The sequence below is a fragment of the Candidatus Brocadia sinica JPN1 genome (assembly GCF_000949635.1).
GTDB classification, from domain to species: Bacteria; Planctomycetota; Brocadiia; order Brocadiales; family Brocadiaceae; genus Brocadia; species Brocadia sinica.
The window spans coordinates 183,384-204,170 of the sequence record NZ_BAFN01000001.1 but is presented as its reverse complement, the minus strand read 5'-3'; the positions used below and the strand labels follow the sequence as shown (position 1 = coordinate 204,170).

19 protein-coding genes and 1 riboswitch are annotated in these 20,787 nt (G+C 41.9%); of the genes, 8 read left to right on the top strand and 11 right to left on the bottom strand.

All coding sequences use genetic code 11. The features are described from left to right. Positions 1–33: 33 nt before the first annotated feature. From BROSI_RS00845 to BROSI_RS00830, 4 genes are read right to left on the bottom strand one after another with little or no spacing between them, the layout of a single operon-like run. The gene (locus tag BROSI_RS00845) at positions 34–486 is read right to left on the bottom strand and encodes a GspH/FimT family pseudopilin (protein WP_052561462.1); all 453 of its coding nucleotides are present in this window, start codon (positions 484–486) and stop codon (positions 34–36) included. Between the two features lie 53 nt (positions 487–539). Continuing rightward, positions 540–1,796, bottom strand: coding sequence for a type II secretion system F family protein (locus tag BROSI_RS00840; protein ID WP_052561460.1), 1,257 nt, complete (start codon positions 1,794–1,796; stop codon positions 540–542). Between the two features lie 58 nt (positions 1,797–1,854). Then, positions 1,855–3,597: a GspE/PulE family protein gene (locus tag BROSI_RS00835; protein ID WP_052561459.1), complete on the bottom strand. Its 1,743-nt coding sequence runs from the start codon at positions 3,595–3,597 to the stop codon at positions 1,855–1,857. Between the two features lie 34 nt (positions 3,598–3,631). Continuing rightward, positions 3,632–5,389 carry a GspE/PulE family protein gene (locus tag BROSI_RS00830; protein ID WP_082058941.1) on the bottom strand — a complete coding sequence of 586 codons (1,758 nt, stop codon included), beginning with the start codon at positions 5,387–5,389 and terminating at the stop codon, positions 3,632–3,634. A gap of 299 nt (positions 5,390–5,688) precedes the next feature. Here BROSI_RS00830 and cobT point away from each other — a divergent pair, with 299 nt between their 5' ends. The 3 genes from cobT (at position 5,689) to arfB (ending at position 8,005) form a co-directional block, all read left to right on the top strand. Next, entirely contained in the window at positions 5,689–6,750 is a 1,062-nt protein-coding gene (cobT, locus tag BROSI_RS00825) for a nicotinate-nucleotide--dimethylbenzimidazole phosphoribosyltransferase (RefSeq protein WP_052561458.1), read from the top strand. A gap of 111 nt (positions 6,751–6,861) precedes the next feature. Further along, positions 6,862–7,314: a peptidylprolyl isomerase gene (locus tag BROSI_RS00820; RefSeq protein WP_052565555.1), complete on the top strand. Its 453-nt coding sequence runs from the start codon at positions 6,862–6,864 to the stop codon at positions 7,312–7,314. A 265-nt stretch (positions 7,315–7,579) separates the two neighbouring features. Beyond that, positions 7,580–8,005, top strand: coding sequence for an alternative ribosome rescue aminoacyl-tRNA hydrolase ArfB (arfB, locus tag BROSI_RS00815; RefSeq protein WP_052565554.1), 426 nt, complete (start codon positions 7,580–7,582; stop codon positions 8,003–8,005). A gap of 137 nt (positions 8,006–8,142) precedes the next feature. Here the strand turns inward: arfB and sppA are convergent, their stop codons facing one another. Beyond that, on the bottom strand, positions 8,143–9,123 hold the full coding sequence (gene sppA, locus BROSI_RS00810; RefSeq protein WP_052561456.1) for a signal peptide peptidase SppA: 981 nt from the start codon (positions 9,121–9,123) through the stop codon (positions 8,143–8,145). Positions 9,124–9,527: 404 nt separating this feature from the next. Here sppA and BROSI_RS00805 point away from each other — a divergent pair, with 404 nt between their 5' ends. Beyond that, complete coding sequence (locus BROSI_RS00805; protein ID WP_052561454.1) at positions 9,528–9,806, top strand: hypothetical protein; 279 nt, start codon at positions 9,528–9,530, stop codon at positions 9,804–9,806. Between the two features lie 235 nt (positions 9,807–10,041). On the opposite strand, the gene BROSI_RS00800 is transcribed toward BROSI_RS00805, so the two are convergent. The 6 genes from BROSI_RS00800 to mobB all read right to left on the bottom strand — a co-directional run bounded on the left by BROSI_RS00800 (position 10,042) and on the right by mobB (position 16,617). Further along, positions 10,042–10,419: a hypothetical protein gene (locus BROSI_RS00800; protein ID WP_052561453.1), complete on the bottom strand. Its 378-nt coding sequence runs from the start codon at positions 10,417–10,419 to the stop codon at positions 10,042–10,044. A gap of 55 nt (positions 10,420–10,474) precedes the next feature. Continuing rightward, a complete protein-coding gene (locus BROSI_RS19575; RefSeq protein WP_157842296.1) occupies positions 10,475–10,621 on the bottom strand; it encodes a hypothetical protein in 147 nt (48 codons plus the stop codon). A gap of 298 nt (positions 10,622–10,919) precedes the next feature. Continuing rightward, on the bottom strand, positions 10,920–14,162 hold the full coding sequence (locus tag BROSI_RS00795) for a right-handed parallel beta-helix repeat-containing protein (protein ID WP_052561451.1): 3,243 nt from the start codon (positions 14,160–14,162) through the stop codon (positions 10,920–10,922). 106 nt (positions 14,163–14,268) lie between these two features. Further along, positions 14,269–14,410, bottom strand: a riboswitch (cyclic di-GMP riboswitch). A 118-nt stretch (positions 14,411–14,528) separates the two neighbouring features. Continuing rightward, on the bottom strand, positions 14,529–15,563 hold the full coding sequence (rtcA, locus tag BROSI_RS00790; RefSeq protein ID WP_052561449.1) for an RNA 3'-terminal phosphate cyclase: 1,035 nt from the start codon (positions 15,561–15,563) through the stop codon (positions 14,529–14,531). Between the two features lie 94 nt (positions 15,564–15,657). After that, positions 15,658–16,005 (bottom strand): c-type cytochrome, encoded by a 348-nt coding sequence (locus tag BROSI_RS00785; protein ID WP_052561447.1) that lies wholly within the window; start codon positions 16,003–16,005, stop codon positions 15,658–15,660. Between the two features lie 111 nt (positions 16,006–16,116). After that, on the bottom strand, positions 16,117–16,617 hold the full coding sequence (mobB, locus tag BROSI_RS00780; RefSeq protein ID WP_052561445.1) for a molybdopterin-guanine dinucleotide biosynthesis protein B: 501 nt from the start codon (positions 16,615–16,617) through the stop codon (positions 16,117–16,119). 436 nt (positions 16,618–17,053) lie between these two features. Between mobB and BROSI_RS00775 the strand changes: the two genes are divergently transcribed. The 4 genes from BROSI_RS00775 to BROSI_RS00760 all read left to right on the top strand — a co-directional run bounded on the left by BROSI_RS00775 (position 17,054) and on the right by BROSI_RS00760 (position 20,779). Then, positions 17,054–18,043: an AAA family ATPase gene (locus tag BROSI_RS00775; protein ID WP_052561443.1), complete on the top strand. Its 990-nt coding sequence runs from the start codon at positions 17,054–17,056 to the stop codon at positions 18,041–18,043. An 88-nt stretch (positions 18,044–18,131) separates the two neighbouring features. After that, on the top strand, positions 18,132–19,007 hold the full coding sequence (locus BROSI_RS00770; RefSeq protein WP_082058940.1) for a DUF58 domain-containing protein: 876 nt from the start codon (positions 18,132–18,134) through the stop codon (positions 19,005–19,007). 191 nt (positions 19,008–19,198) lie between these two features. Then, entirely contained in the window at positions 19,199–20,143 is a 945-nt protein-coding gene (locus BROSI_RS00765) for a hypothetical protein (protein WP_157842295.1), read from the top strand. A 114-nt stretch (positions 20,144–20,257) separates the two neighbouring features. After that, positions 20,258–20,779 (top strand): hypothetical protein, encoded by a 522-nt coding sequence (locus BROSI_RS00760; RefSeq protein WP_157842294.1) that lies wholly within the window; start codon positions 20,258–20,260, stop codon positions 20,777–20,779. The last annotated feature ends 8 nt before the right edge of the window (positions 20,780–20,787 follow it).

Genomic DNA, 20,787 nt, shown 5'->3' with positions numbered 1-20,787 from the left:
AGATAATCCTTTACAATCTATTTTGCAAATATATTATTGCTTCTTAACTCGACCGGTAATGGCAACACTAACAGTTTTTGTTCCACTTCTATTAGTAATGGTTATTGTTGTTAAATTTGCTGCATTTCCTTTGGGATAGAAAATGAGATTGTTTGCATTACTTGAGTGATAAGTTACGTCATCATATTTGTCACGAATATCTTTTGTTATAATAGATTCGCCAGTAGTACTGGTACCATTATTGTTATCATCGTCCAATATTCGATATCGATGATTGTTGTCGTAAATAATTCTGAATTCATTATTCTGGCTGATTGCCTGCATCCTTGCCCACATCAGATCACCCATAATTTGTCTGGTTGCCCCACTTAACCAGAGTGATGGTTTCATGCTGACATAAACAGGAACAGCAATTCCAGTTAAGATGGCAATTATGGCTACAGCTATTACCATTTCAATGAGGGAAAAGCCCTTTTGGTTGTGCATCTTTGAATGTCCTGTTTGTTTTATAGTACAATGATTTTGCAAAGAAAAATGGGTTACTGAGCACCAAAGCCCTGCATTAATTTAATTAACGGTATAAACATAGCAATTACGATGAATCCAACTGACCCGCCAAGAAAAACAATCATAATAGGCTCTATCAGGCTGACCATTGCCTCTACAGCCCTGTCCACTTCGTCATCGTAATTATCTGCTACCTTTGTGAGCATTTTATCCAATTCCCCTGTTTCTTCTCCGACCTCCACCATATTGACTACCATTTCATTACAAATCTTGGAAGCACGAAGTGGCTTCGTAATACTTTCTCCACTCCTGACACTATCATGGATATGATGGATAGCTTGCGCCATAGCCGCATTTCCTGTAGCATCCTTGACATTATTGAGGGCATCTAATATGGGCACCCCACTGGAAGTCAGAGTTGCAAGCGTACGGGTAAATCTTGATACGGTAGATTTGTTTATAATCGTTCCAAAGATGGGCAATCTAAATTTGGTTTTGTCTATTAATAACCGCACTTTTTTTATCTTTCCTGCAATCTTATAGAGTATAAAAGTACCAAAAGGGAGAGAAGGGATAAATATCCATTGAGTCTTTAAAATCAGGCTAAAGGTAATAAGCATTTTGGTTGGGGTAGGCAGTTCCAAATTCAGTTCTTCAAAAATTTTTGCAAAATTTGGGATGATAAAAATCATAAGGCCGATTAAAATACCTATCGCAACAATTGCAACAACAGTTGGGTATATCATAGCGCTGATTATTTTTCTGACAAGTCGCTCGATCTTCTCCCGGAAATCGGCTAATCGCTGTAAGATAACGTCAAGTGAGCCACTCACCTCTCCGGCCCGTACAATATTAATATACAGTTTATCAAATACCCTCGGATGTTTTGCAAGCGCTCCGGAGAGGGTACGCCCTCCCTCAATGTCTTCTATGACTTTTAATGTTGTTTTTTTCAGTAACCCTTTCTTCATTTGAGATGCGAGTATCTTTAAACCGCGTATAATGGGCAGGCCTGCGTCCTGGAGCGTTGATAGTTGACGCGTAAAGACGGTTAATTCCTTCGATTTAACCCCACCGAAAGTGATAGATATCTCCCCACGCTTTTTAGAAGGCGTATTTGTGACGGATATTTCACCGGATTTCTGGCGAACATGTACCTCTTTCATACTGGTGGGAAAGTAGCCCAACCCACGTATCTTCGCAATCGCCTCGTCGGATGTGGATGCCTCAATCCTGTTCTTTACAGTCTGTCCCCTGTTATCAACGGCATTATATTGAAAAACAGCCATTGGAAAGCCCCTTCAATTTTGGTTTAAACATTAAAAATCTTTATCCAGTACCGCAAAATTACACTAACATTGTTTCCCTTACGACTTCCTGAATCGTTGTTAATCCGTTGTCTATTGCCATTAATCCACTCTCCCTTAAGATTTTCATTCCATTTTTTTTCGCAGTCATTCTAATTACGTTTGTATTCGCGTGTTCGGTAATCAACCGTCGTATTTCGTTGTTTATAACCATTATTTCAAATATCCCTATGCGTCCTTTATAACCTATCTTATTACAATTATTACAGCCTTTGCCCCTGAAAAACTTTTTCCCTGTGACATCTGCCTTTGTAAGATTTAGTTCCATTAAAGACTCTTCTGAAGGTTCGTATTCTTCTTTGCAGGATACACAAATCTTACGTACTAACCTTTGACTAATAACAGCCTCTACCGTAGCAGCAATCAGATAAGGTTTAATGCCCATGTCAATGAGCCGAGTTGCCGTGGTGGGGGCATCATTGGTATGCAGCGTACTGAAAACCAGATGTCCCGTTAACGAGGCTTGTATGGCAATTCTGGCTGATTCTTCATCCCGTATTTCCCCAATCAGAATAATATCAGGGTCTTGTCTTAAAATTGCCCTCAAACAATTTGCAAAGACTACACCAATAGACGGATTTATCTGCACCTGAATGAGACCATCAATGTCATATTCCACTGGATCTTCAGTAGTAATAATTTTTGTGCCAACATCGTTTAAATAATTTAATGCCGCATACAGGGTTGTTGTTTTGCCTGAGCCGGTTGGACCTGTAACAAGGATTATTCCGTTAGGTTTATTCAGTAATTGGTGCATTAATTTTAATTCTTCAGGATTCAATCCTAAGGTATCCAGATTAAGCGATACAGCCGATTTATTCAGCAGGCGCATGACAATGCTTTCCCCGTATTTCGTGGGAAGTGTGGAAACCCGCATGTCAATGGCTGTGCCACCAACATTTAATTGAATCCGTCCATCCTGAGGTAATTTGCGTTCGGAAATATCCATACCCGATATGACCTTTATTCTTGAGGTAATCGGTATCCCTAATTGTCTTGGCGGAGAAATCTTCTCGTAAAGCACACCATCTATCCGGTATCTGACTCTAAATCCGTCTTCAAAGGCTTCAAAATGGATATCACTGGCCTTGTTTAAAACGGCGTCCAAAAACATAAGACCAACCCACTTCTTTACAGGAGCAGCATCGGCCATCTTCCTGAGTTCATCAATATCAATATACTCGCCTTTGATAGTTTGCGGGTAAGACTTGTCCTTCTTAAATTCTGATAATAATTGTTCCACAGATTCGTGCTTTTTAGGATAGTACTTTTCCAAGGCACGAATGACTTCACCTTTATTACAAAGGACTGGTTTTATCGAATACCTGAGTAGTAATCTTAGATCATCTGTGGTTTCGAAATTTAAGGGATCTTCCTGAACAATGGTGAGGATATTGTCTTTAAAGCCTATGGGAATTATACGATACAGATGAACTATGGCATGGGGTACTAAACGTATAATTTCGTCCGGTATTTCCAGGTTTTCAATAGTTACAATCTCTAACCCCAGGTGTTCGCTCAATGCCTGCATAATCTGCTTATTGGTTACGTAATGAAGACTGACCAGGATGTCTCCAAGCAAACCACCTTTCTGTTTTTGTACAGCCAATGCTTCCTGGATCTGTTCTTCCGTAACAAACCCTTTATCTTTCAATAATTGCCCGAAGAGTCTTTTCTTCGCTTCAGTCTTTAAATCTATCTTTGTTTTCTCTTGTATCTGCATAATTAAAGTATCTTCATTGGTTTGAAGGTTTTGACTATTCTAAATCTTCTATTCCTGTGATTCTAAATACCTCTTCCAGAGTGGTTTTGCCATCTTTTGCCTTTCTGATCCCATCTTCTTTCAGTGTCGTCATTCCCAGTGTCCTAGCAACCTTTCTAATCTCATTTGCTGCTGCCATGCGATACGCCATGTCACGTAAAGTTTCATTCATATCTACCAGTTCGTAAATACCCATTCTGCCTCGATATCCTATATTATTGCAGTTCTTGCAACCCTTTCCTTTATAGAATGAAAAATCTTTCAGGGTTTCTGTCTCAAATCCCATTTCTGACAATTGTTCAGGGATATATTGAACGGGTTCCCTGCAATTTGTACAAATCATCCTGACCAAACGCTGGGCCATTATACCCTGTAAAGAAGTAGCGACAAGAAAGGGTTTTATACCCATATCAATCAGTCTCGTTATGGCAAAAGGGGCATCATTGGTATGGAGGGTAGTGAGGACAAGATGTCCTGTCAGGGCCGCTGTGATGGCAGTATCGGCTGTTTCAGTATCACGGATCTCACCAACAAGGATAATATTTGGATCCTGACGGAGCATGGTTCTTAAAATAGCAGGAAAATTAAATCCGATCTTTTCATTTACCTCTCCTTGATTAACGCCTGGAAGGGTATACTCCACAGGATCCTCCGCTGTAATAATCTTTGTGTCAGTTTTATTCAGTTCATTTATAGCCGCGTATAAAGTAGTTGTTTTGCCACTTCCCGTAGGGCCGGTAATCAGCACTATGCCATGTGGTCTTTTGATGATAGAATGAAACAGCTTATAATCATTTTCATAAAATCCAAGATTTTTTAAATTCATCAGGATAGCCGATTTTTCAAGGAGGCGCATAACCACACTTTCTCCATAAATAGACGGCAGGCAAGACACACGAACATCCAACTCTTTGCCTGCATGTCTGAGACTGATGCGCCCGTCTTGCGGTCTCCTCTTCTCTGAAATGTCAATATTCGCCAGTATTTTAATTCGGGAAATAATAGAATCCTGAAGATGTTTCGGAAGAACATCCACCTCCTGGCATACACCATCGATACGGTATCGTATGCGCAATCTATTGGAAAGGGGTTCTACGTGAATATCACTGGCGCGGGAGGCAACGGCTTTATTAATAATCAAAGAAACCAGTTGGATAACAGGACCTTCGTCTTCAACGGCTTTCACCTCTCCATGTGGCTTATCGGTCCGTTCAATTTCTGCCTCACCGATAGGTATCTCACGTACCGTGAGTTCCTTCAGTAAGCTATCAACGGTTTCGCTAGGTTCCATCTCAAAACATTTACAGATAGTGTTCTTTATGGTGTCTGGTGTGGCAAGAACGCATTTGATATCCGCATTCAGCATAAAGCGCAGGTTGTCAATAAATCCAAGGTCTGGTGGACTGCTTACGGCAAGAGTAATGTTACCGTTATTTCTTGAAACAGGCACAATACCATGCTTCTTTATAAGTGATACCGGCAACAAATATATCATTTCCGGAGATATTGTGGTTTTATCCAAATCGATTACCGGTAAATCATATTGGGATGCCAGACATTGAATGATGTCTGAATAAGTCGTGTATCCCAAGTTAACGAGAACCTCTTCAAGTTGAATATGTTCTTTTTTCTGGATTTCCTTTGCCTTATCCAGTTGTTCTTCGTTGATAATGCCACCATTCAACAAGGCATATTCTGTCTGATGGGAGGGATTATTTATGTTGAATTTGCTTGAAATATCCTGTTTTGACATATAAAATTTGTAACAATCGAAAACTATAACGATGTGTAATGATATATTAGAAACCTTCTTACATTCCGCAGAAGGTTATGGACAGAGGGAGACTCAAAAAAACTCCTTGTTAGATGTAATAAACACGTATTTTACATCACGCCGAAGTCCCTTTTCAAAAATAACGGAATAACTTTTTTTAAAATATCTGTATTTTCAACCCCTTAAATATAGTATACTGATCAACTATTATTATCGGTCATATATGAAAAAAGTTTAATCAAATATTAGTATAACTTCTTTCGTGCAGAAACTTTATAATGAAACTACTAAAACGTACTATGGGGCATATAGAAGAGGTTCTCATAGATCCCCATGGTGAAATTGCATCAAAATTTAAAGCATTTGCCATACCAAAAGGTAGCCTGGGGAGACTGGAAGAGCTAGCAACAATATACGCATCCATAAAGGGCGGTGTAAACTGCAAAATAAATCATAAGAAAATATTTACCTTGGCAGGTGACCATGGTGTGGTGGAAGAGGGTGTCAGCGCCTTTCCACAACAAGTTACCGAACAAATGGTGCGAAATTTCACAGAAGGGGGGGCTGCTATTAATGTCCTTGCACGTCATATCGGCGCAAGGGTAATTGTTGTTGACTGCGGTGTTGCATCACAGGTCGAAAAGAATCCTTATTTAAAGATAAAGAAGATTGGCCTTGGCACAAAGAATATGGCAGTTGGCCCCGCGATGTCAAAGGAAGAGGCAGTTCGGTCTATCGAGGCTGGCATTGAATTGATTGAGGAAGAACTTGAAAAAGGAATTGATATTATCGGTACGGGAGATATGGGAATTGCCAATACGACCCCAAGCAGCGCCATACTTGCTGTTTTAGGCCAAATGGATGTTGATTCGGTAACAGGCCATGGAACGGGTTTAGATGAAGAGTCGTTCCGGAGAAAGATTCGTGTAATAAAAAAGGCAATCGATACGAACCAACCGAATCCTCATGATCCGATAGATGTACTGGCGAAGGTGGGTGGGTACGAGATTGGAGGACTCGCCGGTTTGTGTTTAGGCGCTGCTCGTTATCGTATTCCAGTAATGCTGGATGGTTTTATTTCAACAGCGGGCGCCCTGATAGCCCATGCAATCGAGCCAAAAGTAAACAAATATCTCATAGCATCTCACGTCTCCGCTGAAAAGGGGCATAGGATGATGTTGAAGTTATTGGGCAAAATCCCATTATTCGATTTAAACATGAGGCTTGGTGAAGGAACCGGCGCCGCGCTGGGTATGAGCCTGGTAGAGGCCGGGGTAAAATTATTAACTGAAATGGCTACATTTCATGAAGCCGGGGTATCCGAACCACACATACAGTAAAATGGCTAATGAGGCGGATTCTCAGGCCAATAAAAATATTTATATTTTTAAAATTTGTTTAGCGTGAAAGGAGTAACCGTGTCCAACAAACAGTGGAGCACACCGCCAGTGATGCAGATCGACCCACAGAAAACTTACCATGCAATAATTGAGACCAGCAGGGGTACGATTAAAATTGAGTTATATCCAAAACACGCCCCGAAAACGGTCAATAACTTCGTCTTCCTGATCCGTGAGGGATTTTATGATGGCGTATCGTTTCACCGGGTGATCAGCAACTTCATGATCCAGGGTGGCGATCCCACGGGCACTGGCAGGGGCGGGCCCGGATACAGGTTTGAGGACGAAGTAAAAGGCAACCCCCTGACCCATGACACTGGTGTGATTTCGATGGCAAATGCCGGGCCGAATACGAACGGCAGCCAATTCTTTATCACACACTCACCGCAGCCACACCTCAACGGCATGCATACAGTCTTTGGTAAAGTGATCAGTGGCCAGGATGTTGTCAATACTATTCGCCAGGGCGATATCATGACAAAGGTCACAATTACTGAGAGTTAAAAGGCATTCAACCAGCAAAAAACCAAGAATACTGAAATTTCTCCAATATTTATAGTATTACCTGTTAAAACTTTTTTTTGTGTAAGTTCTCTATCGCTATCAGCAAATCTATTTTTAATATGGAGAGGTAGAGCAATGGATTATAAGAATTACCTCCACAGCACTACTCCACCACTCCAATTCTCTATGGTAAGAATTTTTGATTGCGGCTATGCGTGCGCCGGGAGATCGCATGCTTGTTGTTCATGGTGGGCAAGAAAAAAACATGATCCGGATTACACGCACTATTTCAATTGATGAGGATGAAATTCGACTGGAATTCATTCGCGCTTCTGGTCCCGGAGGACAAAATGTCAACAAGGTCTCCACGGCCGTACAACTTCGTTTCGACGTGCATAACTCTCACTCCCTTCCTGGTGATGTCCGCGAACGTCTGGTTCGCCTTGCTGGTAAGCGTATTACCGAAAATGGTGTACTCATCATAAACGCCCAGCGGTTCCGTACTCAAGATCGTAACCGTCAGGATGCGCTTGACCGCTTAATTGAATTAATTCACAAGGCTGCTGAAAAACCGAGACTTCGTCGTAAGACAATGCCTACGTCTTCTTCGAAGAAGCGTCGTTTGGAATCCAAGCGCCGCAGGGGTGAGACAAAACGAACGCGACGGACTATTCTCCGTTCCGAGGACTAGCGGGTTTGTGTAATTACATTGCAAATTAGGCCTTCAGCTATTTCTGCAATGGAGAGCGAAGCAGCCACTTCGCTTTACACTTTAAGTTCCTGAAAGATAGTTTGAAAATGTACCACATCATTATATACTGCCGTATTTTATGGTGCCCATAAATACATAAACGATGGCGTGCCTGAATTGACGAATGATTTTAGGTCGATATTGAGAAGATTGATGGTTCCAAAACCAGCATTGCTAAGTTGGGAATAAATATTGTTCTTGTAAACCCCCGGTCTGTGGTATGTGACGACTCGCGCCTCTGTTAATCCTGATTCCTCCTTTGCCAGCAAAATGGCTTCATCGAGGTATCCAATCCGATCAATAAGGCCATATTCCAAAGCCTGTTTGGCCGTATAAATTCTGCCATCGGCAAGTAATCTCAGTTTTTCTGGGGTTAGTTCCTTCCTGTTCTCTGCAATGACTGCCAAAAACCTCTCGTACAGGGTATCCATTACGCCCTGAAATATCTTTCGCTCCTCTTCCGTCATTAATTTTAAAGGTGATCCCATGTCTTTGTGTTCACCTGTTTTAATGGAGGTGTCTTTTACGCCTATTTTTTGGAGAAGCCCTTCGATACTGAAGTTGAGCATGATAACACCGATGCTGCCAGTAACCGTGGTTGGGTGCGCTATAATTTTATCCGCGGAAACGGCCACGTAGTAACCACCCGACGCACCCAAATCCATAATGCACGCAATAATCTTCGTATCAGTTTTTTCCTTAAATTGCTCTATCTCATGATAAATCATGTCAGAGGCGGCAACGGTGCCGCCCGGGCTATTGATACGCAGGATAACGGCTTTCATGTTTTTGTCTCTGGCTGCTGTATTCAGCTCTTCTTTGATACGGGCAACCATATCAGGTTCGTCTGAGAGCCCTGCAAGACCGCGCTTGCGCTCATCAGAAATAATGCCGGAAATATCCATAATAAGTATCTTGTCTTTTCCACTTCCAGAGATCGTTGTTTCCTTGAATGGTTCAACGGAGGGGACAAGGGAAATAGATATGAAACTACAGCCTGAAGAAAAAAGCAGGCAAAAAACAATGATAGGAATATAAGAAAAATATTTGTTTTTCATACAAATGCCATTGTACACGTTTTTACCATGCTTTCAAGCGTATATTCCGGTTTTTAATAACAACTGCAAAGACAACGGAACCATGCGTTGTCTCATTCTCCAAAAAGGAAAAACGTCACGAAATGGTTGTTTTTTACTGATATTTTTCTTGCATAAATTTTCTTTTTATGTTATATTTATTTTTTACTTCTAAAGGCTTTGTTCATTGTACCCCTTTCCAAGTACTTTGAGCCAAGCCTTTTTTATTTCCTGAGATTTAGGGAATTTTTACAAAAGTCAGCTTAGCGTTCCTAAGTTCACACAACCACAAAGCCATTAGGATACCATGTTTTTTTTCTTTGTGATTTGGTGTCTTTGTGGCTTTACAAGAAAGATAAAATTTTATTTAAGAAAGGAGGTTACCAATGGACACATTTTTTGTATGCCCCAAGTGTGGTAATGATAAGGAATTTCATATCTTTACCAGTAGTTTCCAAGCTATCAGGCAATCACCTGAACTTGGGAGGCGTGTAAATGAAAGTGATGTATTGCCCAGTCTGCGACACAACGATACGTATATTGAATGTAAGTGTTGTTTTCAAAGAATTGAGTACGACAGCGCTGCATCTACGGGTAAAAGATACATCCAAATGACCCAAAGACTTTTGCAAGCAAAACGTAACATGCCAAACAGGATGTCTTAATTTTTGGATTACTGAAACAGCCGCATAGAAATCTTGAAAAGGTTTTTCAAAAAGACCTTTTCAAGAAATATGGGCTCAAGAACAAGCCTGACCCTAACGCTTCCTGTCGTAGAATACACCATTCCCGATTCCACATTCATCCGGCTGTGAAACGAACATTTATTACTAGTAACAACCTATTCTAACGGATGTTCACCCCAAGGTGAAAAACAAAAAGGCCGTAAAAGCCTTATATTTATTGGCTTTTATGGCGAACAGGAAATTTTTTTCTCGTGACTACTCGTATCTTCCGGCATGGCAATGCCTCTAATAATTCACGTGATTGTTGTCGTGGGCGTGGTATCTTCTGGCAATGCGCATTTTGGTCTTTCACGGTTACTTCCATTGAACAAATAGTTGCCAATTGTTCGAGACCTTCTTCCACCGTGAGATCAAAACCCGCCCACGCATCGCGTAGCCTTCGGATTATCAGGTACGCAAGCATTACCACAAACACATGCCCTCGCGTACTCTCCTCCTTTCTCACGTACACGGGACGAACCTTAAGATTCACCGTCTTGCACCCCAGAAACACCTTCTCCACTTCCGTCAAGTCCTTGTACCGGTCATGCACCAGGTATCTGTCCGCCTCGTTCTCCTTCAGGTCCGTCTTGATTACATAACATCCGTCAAGATACGATTCCTCTCCTTAATGCCTCTTCATCGCTCTCTATCTTCAGTGCCCCAGCCTCATCTTTTATCTGTGTCCACGTCTCTAGCTTCAGTTTCCTGAGCCTTTCCTTCCTCACGATACGATTCTCGCAAACTGCTAACATATTCAATACTTATGTGTTTTGACCGGGGTGAACATCCGTTGGAACGGAAGGACATGACGCTGAGTATGGGAACGAGTCGAATCCACCCTGCTCAAACTGCGTAAAAACGGGGATGGGAGAAAAGGATTCTCACACCGTCATAATCGTATTTCCGCATCTTGTCAAAAACCTTCAGCAGTCAACAGTCAGCAGTCAGCCCTTATCTGACTGCTGAAAGCCGACCGCTGACCGCCTTTTTTATTTTGACTTCTGACTCCTGATCACTGACACCTGTCTCCTATCTCCTATCCAGCACTCACTAACGTCTGCGTACCGCATTACTCCCTGATTTCACCCTCACCTTTTCCGGCCCATGCAAGGTGCTTACCCCGTAGTAGTCTACATCCTCCAGCTTGTAGTAGAAAGTGCCTATGCCTGGTTCATCCACATAGCTGTAACTGGCTCCGGATACGGCGTTGCCCTGGGCAGGGATGGTTGTATTATTGACCTTTGTGTAGTGCCCGTCCTTGCTTTTTGATCGGCAAAGGTTAAAGCCGGCATTGTCAACCTCCGTAACTGTCTCCCACGTTAGAGTGACGCTGCCATCTTTGCCAGCCTTAGCATGAAAGTATGCCAGAGTAATGGCAGTTGGCGTGCCTGTTGGCGTTGGTATCGGCGATGGCGTTATCTCCGGTGTTGGTGACGGCTCAGGTGATGGCGACGGTGTTGGTGTTATCTCTGGTGTTGGCGAAGGTGTTGGTATTGGTGTAGCAGGGTATTCCCATGTCTTTGTGACTGCATGTGATGTTATAGTCCTACCATGGAAATCAACAAAAGTTGCCTCGATCGTGTCGGTGCCATCCGTAGTTCCCGTGTAGGTAAACGTTGCCTGACCATTTGAATCCGTTGTGTCATTGCCATTTAGTCCTGCGTGTGGGCCGGAGGTAATGTAAAAAAATACCACTACACCCTCAATTGGATCACCAGCCTCATCTTCCACCGTCGCAGTTACGGTATGCAGGGAGCCTACAAAATTTGTATCAGATGCAGGGCTCAAAACAATAGATTCAAGACAACTATCAAATGAGCTTAACCATGGGGTAAAATCAACATTAGCGCTGACTGCATCGCCTGAACCAGGCCCGACACCACCGGGTCCATCGGCGCTGCCCCACCAGTTGTTTTCAGCGTCAAGCGTGACAGAACTGGAGTTATTGTAAACGCCATAACTCGTATTGCCGGAGATGCTGCAATCCGCTATGGTTGGAATCGAATTACTCATTGCATAGACGCCATTGACATTATTCGTTATTCTTGAACAAGATATTAATGGCAGGGCGCCGCTTCCGGTTGTATAAATTCCATGTCCATCAGAATTCCTTATTTTGCAATGTTGGATAGTGGGCGAGGCTTGGTTGCAATTTATGTTGGAATTGTGACTGCCATATCCACCATATTCCACCGTGCAATAGTCCATAATTGTTGCGCTATCATCTGTGCTATTGTAAAACACGATCCCTTCCCAGTCTGCAGGCGAGGGGGTTGATTCGTTTGAGGTGAAGGTGATGGGATTGCCGCTTGTCCCGTCGGCAATTAAAGCAGCCGCGCCGTAATATCCGAAGTAAATACCTGTTCCGGCATCAAATTTCACCAGACACCCGGGATTTATCGTCAATATTGCATCACTATATACGTGGGTGCCTCCGCCAGTTACATTAAAATATAAGTCCTGCGGCACCCAGGTATGGTTTGACGTTATATTCCCGCTGCGCACCTGAATGGCATCTGTCCCATTGCCGCTTCCGGTATTTCCTGTTACGTTGCTGTCCAGCATGTTACAATACTCGCTTATGGGGTAACTGCCATTGTCATTTATCGTATTGTTTGTCAACGTGGGAGCAGCATTATTATCACAATATATCCCATATCCATCCGAATGCCGTACGGTGCAATTTTGTATGGTAGGCGAGGCTTGGTCGCAATTGATATTGGAGTTGTGACTGCCATATCCCCCATATTCCACCGCACAATAGTCCATAATCGTTGAGCCATCAACCGTGCTGTTCCAAAAAACGATCCCCCGCCAGTCGCCGGGCGCAGGGGTCGATTCATTTGAGGTAAAGGTAATAGGACTGCCGCTTGTCCCGTTGGCAATCAAAGTACCCGCGCTGTAATACCCAATAGAAAGTCCTCCAATACTATTAAATTTCACCAAACACCCAGGATTTATCGTCAATATTCCATCGCTATATACATGGATGACTCCGCCAGTCACATTAAAGTAAAGGTCTTGCGGAACCCAGGTACGGTTTGATGTTATACTTCCGTCCCGCACCTCAATGGCATCTGTCCCATTACCGCTCCCCGTATTGCCTGTTACATGGGTATCCAATATACCGCAATACAAACTTATGGGGTAACTGCCATTGTTACTTAACGTGTTGTTTGTCAATGTGGGTGCTGAGTTATTATCACAATAGATTCCATATCCATCCGAATGCCGTATGGTGCAATTTTGTATGGTTGGAGAGGCGTTGTCGCAGTTGATGTTGGAATTGTAAGTGTCTTCATATCCCCCATATTCTATCGTGCAATAGTCCAGAATCGTTGAGCCGTCAACCGTGCTGTTGAAAAAAACGATCCCCCGCCAATCACCGGGCGCTGGGGTTGATTCATTTGAAGTGAAAGTAATAGGGATGCCGCTTGTCCCGTTGGCAATCAAAGTAGCCGCGCTGTAATACCCGATGAAAAGGGCTGCCGTGCTATTAAATTTCACCAGAGACCCGGGATTTATCGTCAATATTGCGCCACTATATACATGGATGATGCCCGTTACATTAAAGTAAAGGTCTTGCAGAACCCAGGTACGGTTTGATGTTATACTTCCGTCCCGCACCTCAATGGCATCTGTCCCATTACCGCTCCCGGTATTGCCTGAAATATTGCTGTCGAGTATGCCGCAGTACAAACTTATAGGATAAACGCCATTGTTACTTAACGTGTTGTTTGTCAATGTGGGCGCTGAGTTATTATCACAATAGATTCCATATTCATCCGAATACCGTATGGTACAATTCTGGATGGTAGGCGAGGCGCTGTCGCAGTCGATGTTCGAATGGTGACTGTCATATCCCCCATATTCTACCGTGCAATAATCCATAATCGTTGAGCCATCAACCGTGCTGTTCCAAAAAACGATCCCCCGCCAGTCGTTAGGCGCAGGGGAACCTGTATTGGAAGTGAAGGTGATGGGAGCATCTTCTGTCCCTACCGCATTCAAAGTAGCCGCGCTGAAATACCCGATGTAAAGACCCGCCATACTATCAAACCTTACCTCACACCCTTTCTCTATCGTTAATGTTGCTCCGCTATACACATGTATGGTGGTCGTAACGATATGGGGATTGTCAGCGGCATACCACGTCTCATTGCTGGTAATATTACTGCTGTGGTTCAGCGCATAAGAAACCCCATTACTGGACAATGTTAGCAGACAGACCGCAAGCAAGAGCAGCCCTGCACTCAACAAAAACGACCTTGCACTCCGTTTGACAATATCCATAAATTTTTTTCTCCTTCCCCTCCGCAAATAAAATTGATATAAAGTGGCTTTTTGATGCTATAAAAACAAAAAAGCCTTACTGCAAAGATATTTTATAGCAAACACCTTCGGCAGTAAGGCTATCTTATGTGATGCGTATTTCCGTATACGCTATAAAGTTTTTATTTCTTTATTCCTATACTTCCTTATACAGGTAAAGACCCTTTCCTTTGCGTCCCCTGATCGCTCAGGGTTTGCCTTTATCGAACTGTTTTTTGATCATATTGAGCTTACTAGGCAGCTCACAGAGTATACATAACTTTAGAATTTGTCAACTGAAAAATAAACTTTTTTCAAAGTGGTGATAATGATTTCCTGTTACCCAGGTCAATGTATTTTTACAGATCCTTCCTCGTTGAGATTTCCCAGGATGTCGACAGTGACCGGTAAAAACAGTTTTACAATTTCAATATTCGTGAGCAGGTGTTGTGTAACCCTGGGTGTGGTAAATTGTGATGTCCCTTTTGTAAGGGCAAGGGGGATGATGAGTTGGTCTGCAAGATGCTCATCAATGACGCCCTTGGTTTCGAGGAAAGAGAAGAATTCATTACACGCCTCATCGGCAACAGTTTCTGCACGCTTACCGATGGCGCCTAAACTAAAATAGCAACACTGGCTGTGTTCAAATTTCCCCACCAGGAGTAACATTGTGCCCCTTCCAAGTGCAGGCGTTTCTCTCATCGATATTTCGTGAGGTATATTTTGTTCTAATAATTTTTTCTTTGCTTGTGTTTGCTGCCGGAAGGCAATATTTATATCCAGATTGCTTACAGCAGATATTCCCATTACCTGGATAAGCCTCCCTCTGTCCTCAATCCGTATTGGATGTTGCGGGCGTGCCGGATTTATGTTTATGAAAACCTCACCACCACCACGAGGATAATATCCCGCTCTTAGTGTCTCTATTTCTGCATCAAAACCAATTTTTTTAAGAAAGTATAACCACTGTTGCATGAGGTAATCTATACAGGGACTGTGGCTGACATGGGTACCGCCAATGATGGTGATTGAAGAAGGTTTATTCGCCAGACTGAGTGGGTAAAATATGGTTTGCAAAACGAGCGAAACAGAGCCCGCCGTTCCGATGTCAAGACGATACGCACCCGCTTTTACCTCTCCGGGATAGAATTTGAGATCAGTAGATCGGAGCAGATTTCCAACGACTTTGGCATTGCAAATCTGCGATGTGGCATTTACCGCCTGAAGGTGCTGATAGCTGAGTCCTGGTATTTTCCTGTTAGCCCGGATGTTAAATATCTCAAAGGGCCTTTTTGTAATAGCCGATAACGAAAGGGCGGTACGCAGGATCTGTCCGCCTCCTTCTCCAAATGAACCATCGATTTCAATAACGTCATTATTCATAACTCATATTTTATTACAAAAAGAAAGGGTAGGACATGAAAATGTCCTACCCTTTTGATTTCACAAAATCTATGAAAACTATTTCCAGGTTGAATTATTTGCCGCCAAATTCCCGAACTAATTTGACGAGTGGCTCAAGATCAGCAGCATCAACTCCGAGATCCGATAGTTTGACGTAATTTGGATTCTTCGTGCCTTCGGTCATAGACTTTTTCATATCTGCATCAGTTCTGGATTTTTGATAATCTGCATTCGTGAAGTCTGGTACACCAAATTGCTTTCCAGCCTCGCTTCCTTTCCCATCGGCGCCGTGGCATAATTCACAGGTGTCCTTGTAAATCTTTTTAATATCTCCAGCATTTGCTATCAAAGCGGGAAAGCTAATATACGCGCCAAATATCGTTGCCATAGAAACTGCGCAATAACTAAAAATCTTTTTCAATGAAATTTCCTCCTAAAAAATGTACGCCTATTTACAAAACATTACGAAACATGTTCGTCCTGGGACAAATCACATGATATTTTGCCGAAATACTCATCACCTCCTGTTGAATCACCTCATCTTTGATTCTATAAAATTTATGATGTTATTCAAGTCATCCTTACAAAAAATCGGTATATGCGAATCTGTCTTGACAGTGCCTGTAATTTTCAGATGGTTTTTGTATTTTTTGTTTGCAGATTTCATTTGTTGATGGTTATTTTGGATTTCAATATAAGGATACCGCCAACTCTTATAGCCTTCAACAAGGACGATATCAACGTCCCGATAATAAGTTTCTATGATATCTTTTATTGACGGAGGCTTTCGGTCGACCCTTTTTATCGTTGCCAGTTTTTGGGGCGAAGATATGGAAACTACATCAGCGCCTGCCTGATAGTGCCTGTAGGTATCCTTTCCTTCGTAATCGATTTCAAATGAAGGGATATTGTACTTGATAGTGCCAACCCTATGCCCCTTTCGTTTCAGCAAAGGAATAATAAGCCCAATAAGTGTGGTTTTCCCTATATTCTGTTTACCAATGATCGAAACGACAGGTATATTTTTTGGCAACGTATCCTTGCTATCCGTTTATTTCCAAAATAACCTTAATTTGTGATTTTTTTAAACCAAGGGCGCAGAACCCCATGAAGAATTTTATCTGGTTTGCGAGAAATTTTAGCGACAATAAATTCTTTACTATATAGCATAATTATGAATATCTCCATGTATGCTATCTATTTAAGCATACTCTAAAATGGTACTTTAAACTTGAATCGTAGCATCTATTTCCTCATGTGTCAAGCACTTTCCTTCCTAGGATGGATTTTGAAATACCTGTTTTAAATCAGATAAATTTGGTATAATACCTTCTTTCTATCGTCAGCCCTGAGAAATCTATAATGTTATGGTTATAAAAAGGAACAAATTTAGTGGCGTCATCTGTTTAGTTACAGTATATTTTGATTTTCATTTCTAAACAATCAACAATTTTGCGGTGGAGGGGTAGATGGAATCTGATGTTAAAAAGATTACAGAAAGGGTAAAACAGGAAAGTGATTTTGTGAATACCCTGATGTATGAGGTTGGCAAGGTGATTGTGGGCCAGAAATATTTGATGGAAAGACTTTTAATAGGTATCCTTTCCAATGGGCATGTATTATTAGAAGGTGTGCCTGGATTAGCAAAAACAATGTCGGTCATGACACTTGCCAAAACTATGCAGGCCAGCTTTCAACGGATACAATTTACGCCCGATTTACTTCCTGCCGATCTCATCGGCACCCTTATTTATAATCCCAAAAATGGTGATTTTACGGTACGGAAAGGACCTATCTTCACCAATATCGTCCTTGCGGATGAGATTAATCGCGCCCCTGCAAAGGTGCAGAGCGCGCTCCTGGAAGCAATGCAGGACAGACAGGTTACCATTGGGGATCAGACATTTAAACTGGAAGACCCGTTTCTTGTATTGGCTACGCAAAATCCAATTGAGCATGAGGGAACGTATCCGTTACCCGAAGCACAGGTAGATCGTTTTATGTTAAAATTAAACATTACGTATCCTGACAAGAAGGAAGAGCGTGAGATTATGGAACGCATGGCATTAACAAAAAAGGATTTTCGTGTAAATCCGGTGATCTCTCCTGCGGATATCCTGCGTTTGCGTTCCTTGGTCGACGAGATTTACCTCGACGATAAAATCAAGGATTACATTATTGATATTGTATTTGCCTCGAGGGATCCGAAAGCGTATAACCTTAACCTGGATGAATTCATAGAATACGGCGCATCTCCGCGTGCAACAATTTATCTTACACTAGCCGCCAAGGCGCATGCCTTTATAAAGGGAAGGGGCTTTGTAACTCCTCATGATGTAAAGTCAATAGGTATGGATGTGCTTCGCCACAGGATCATTACAACCTATGAGGCCGAGGCTGAGGAGATACGTGCTGAAAATATTGTGCAAAAAATATTTGATACGGTAGAGGTGCCGTAATTGAATTTTCAGATTAAGCCGTTTGAACGGTTTAAACCGTTTAAACCGTTTTTTTGCCTGAATCAAGTGACACGTTAGAGAGATATTTATGATCTCAAAAGATATATTAAAAAAGATCCGGCAGGTAGAGATCCACACCCGTCGTCTTGTCAATGAGTCGTTTATTGGTGAGTATCACAGCGTTTTTAAAGGAAGGGGTATGGAATTCGGAGAAGTGCGTGAATATCAGCCAGGTGATGAAATTCGAACGATTGACTGGAATGTAACGGCACGCATGGGTCGTCCTTTTATTAAACGTTTTGTGGAAGAACGAGAGTTAACGGTAATGCTTCTTGTAGATGTAAGCGCTTCCGGAAACTTTGGATCAATAAAGCAGTTGAAAAATGAAATAGCCACGGAAATCTGCGCGCTCCTGGCATTTTCTGCCATAAAGAATAATGACAAGGTCGGCATGATCATGTTTACGGATAAAATTGAAAAATTTATTCCCCCGAAAAAAGGAGCAAAACATGTGCTGCGGGTTATCCGGGAACTCCTGTGCTCAGTGCCTTCCGGAAAAGGGACAAATATTTCCGTTGCCCTAGAGTATATGAACAAGATAGCCGCCCGTCGTACGATATCATTTATTGTATCCGATTTTATAGCACATGATTATGTACATGCATTACGCATTGCAAACAAGAAGCACGATGTGATTGCGATCACGGTTGTAGACCCAAGGGAACAGGAATTACCAAACGTGGGTTTTATCGAATTAAAAGATGCAGAGTCCGGAGAGATACTCTTAGTCGATACGGCAAACCCTCTTGCCAGAAAAGAATTTAGTGCTTTAAACGCCAGACAAAAACAGGAAAGGTCAAAATTGTTCCGGTCAATGGGTGTTGACGAAATTGTAATCAGCACCGGCAAAAATTATGTGGAACCCGTTATCCGTTTTTTCAGGATAAGGGAAAAGAGATATTAACTACTATTGATGGAATATCTAACAAGATAATATCATTTCAGATTTACCATGTACGGTTTGTGATTTAAAATCATAAATCTTAATATATTGTTGGCTTTGGATTCGTATGGTTGGGTTGAAAAATGGTTATAAAAAGGTATAATCTGCTCCTAAATACACTATTGATTTTCACATTGGTTGTTTATACACTGATGTCATTCAAGGATACCATTTTTGCCATAGAAACAAAGGATACGGGAGATGCAGTCTCGATAGAAGCAACGGCATATACAGACAGAAATGAGATAACGATTGGCGATAAGATAAAATTTGGAATTCATGTGAAGTATCGGAATGATCTCACGGTGGAATTTCCCAAAATTAATCAACAACTTGGTGCATTTACGGTAAAAGAGACAGGCGGCATTGCTGGAGACAAACGAGAAAAAGACGGGTATTTTACTGTCGAGCAAAACTACGTACTGAGTTCATACGAAATCGGACGACAAACGATCCCATCGTTGAAAATAAGATACAAGAGCAGTCGAGGTACGGGTGAAGTTGTTACCAATGAAATAACTATTGATGTCAGGGGGGTGTTAAAAGAAGGAGAAACTGCGGCTGATATAAAGGATATCTTTCCCCCCATGAATGTGCCTACAAATTTCAGGCGGTTAGTTACATGGATATTTGCAGGGCTTGCAGCGCTCTCGTTATCAGCTGTTATTTACTGGTTAATCAATAAACGCAAAAACGGTTATAAAAAACAGTCACAGGAATTTATAGTAAGAGCCCCACATGAGGTTGCCTATGAATTACTAGAAAATTTATTGAAAGAGGATCTGATATCAAAAGGGTTAATCAAGGAGTATTATTATCGCCTGACAGATATTGTGCGGCATTATATAGAAAAAAGGTTCGGTTTATTGGCGCCGGAACGGACAACCGAGGAATTTCTCGATGAGATGGCGCATACAAATAAATTAGACGATACCCACAAGCGATTGATCCAGGAATTCCTTGAACGTTGTGATATGGTGAAATACGCAAGATACGGGCCATCCAGGTCGGAAATTCAAGAAACCTATGACGCAGCAAAACGATTCATTGATGAAACGAGAGAACGTTTTGAAGAAAAGGAGGTGGTTGCTCATTAAATAAATGAAAATTTATTGGAGGGAATCTTGAGATGTTTTGCTCTTTTTATAAGATGTTATTTGGAATTATTAATCATTCTGTTTATTGTAAACCTTTTTAAAAGGGTAAAAAATATGGTAAAAGCGCCTGAAAAATTTTTGGACGAATATTTAAGTCATGAAAAAGGTTTTGGAAATAAGACGGTTGCAAAGCCATCAAGAGCGCAAATACGTAAGATTTCTGATGAAGAGATTACAAGGCTTAAACACAATGTGCAAACATTGTGGGGTATTTATGGTACCCCGGAGATCAAAGAAATCCTTTCAAGAAAACATAAAATTTACTTTTTGGATATAGAAACCGCCGGTGTAAGCTTAAAGCTCAGTTATGTGGATAAGGGCATTTCCATGGAATATGAGGTAGATATGGGCAGCAAAAAGGAGCTCGCAGGGGCTCACATATATAAACAGGGAGAAACGATTATAAACAAATATTTTACCGCGATAACAGGAGTAGAAGAACTTCTTAAGACAAACAACGTTGCACTCCAGGCCGTGGTGAATGTTTTTCTAGAGAAGGAGATTCCTGAAACAGATATCTGGGATATGATTGCAAAGGGGGGACAGATACATCTGTCGGCCGTGCCATATCCTTAGTACTTCAT

Coding starts and splice junctions, on each gene's coding strand:
- cobT (WP_052561458.1), top strand. CDS start 5,689: ATGAAACTACTAAAACGTACTATGGGGCATATAGAAGAGGTTCTCATA.
- BROSI_RS00830 (WP_082058941.1), bottom strand. CDS start 5,389: ATGTCAAAACAGGATATTTCAAGCAAATTCAACATAAATAATCCCTCC.
- BROSI_RS00820 (WP_052565555.1), top strand. CDS start 6,862: ATGCAGATCGACCCACAGAAAACTTACCATGCAATAATTGAGACCAGC.
- sppA (WP_052561456.1), bottom strand. CDS start 9,123: ATGAAAAACAAATATTTTTCTTATATTCCTATCATTGTTTTTTGCCTG.
- BROSI_RS00795 (WP_052561451.1), bottom strand. CDS start 14,162: ATGGATATTGTCAAACGGAGTGCAAGGTCGTTTTTGTTGAGTGCAGGG.
- arfB (WP_052565554.1), top strand. CDS start 7,580: ATGATCCGGATTACACGCACTATTTCAATTGATGAGGATGAAATTCGA.
- BROSI_RS00845 (WP_052561462.1), bottom strand. CDS start 486: ATGCACAACCAAAAGGGCTTTTCCCTCATTGAAATGGTAATAGCTGTA.
- rtcA (WP_052561449.1), bottom strand. CDS start 15,563: ATGAATAATGACGTTATTGAAATCGATGGTTCATTTGGAGAAGGAGGC.
- BROSI_RS19575 (WP_157842296.1), bottom strand. CDS start 10,621: ATGTTAGCAGTTTGCGAGAATCGTATCGTGAGGAAGGAAAGGCTCAGG.
- BROSI_RS00775 (WP_052561443.1), top strand. CDS start 17,054: ATGGAATCTGATGTTAAAAAGATTACAGAAAGGGTAAAACAGGAAAGT.
- BROSI_RS00835 (WP_052561459.1), bottom strand. CDS start 3,597: ATGCAGATACAAGAGAAAACAAAGATAGATTTAAAGACTGAAGCGAAG.
- BROSI_RS00760 (WP_157842294.1), top strand. CDS start 20,258: ATGGTAAAAGCGCCTGAAAAATTTTTGGACGAATATTTAAGTCATGAA.
- BROSI_RS00770 (WP_082058940.1), top strand. CDS start 18,132: ATGATCTCAAAAGATATATTAAAAAAGATCCGGCAGGTAGAGATCCAC.
- BROSI_RS00805 (WP_052561454.1), top strand. CDS start 9,528: ATGGACACATTTTTTGTATGCCCCAAGTGTGGTAATGATAAGGAATTT.
- BROSI_RS00840 (WP_052561460.1), bottom strand. CDS start 1,796: ATGGCTGTTTTTCAATATAATGCCGTTGATAACAGGGGACAGACTGTA.
- BROSI_RS00765 (WP_157842295.1), top strand. CDS start 19,199: ATGTCATTCAAGGATACCATTTTTGCCATAGAAACAAAGGATACGGGA.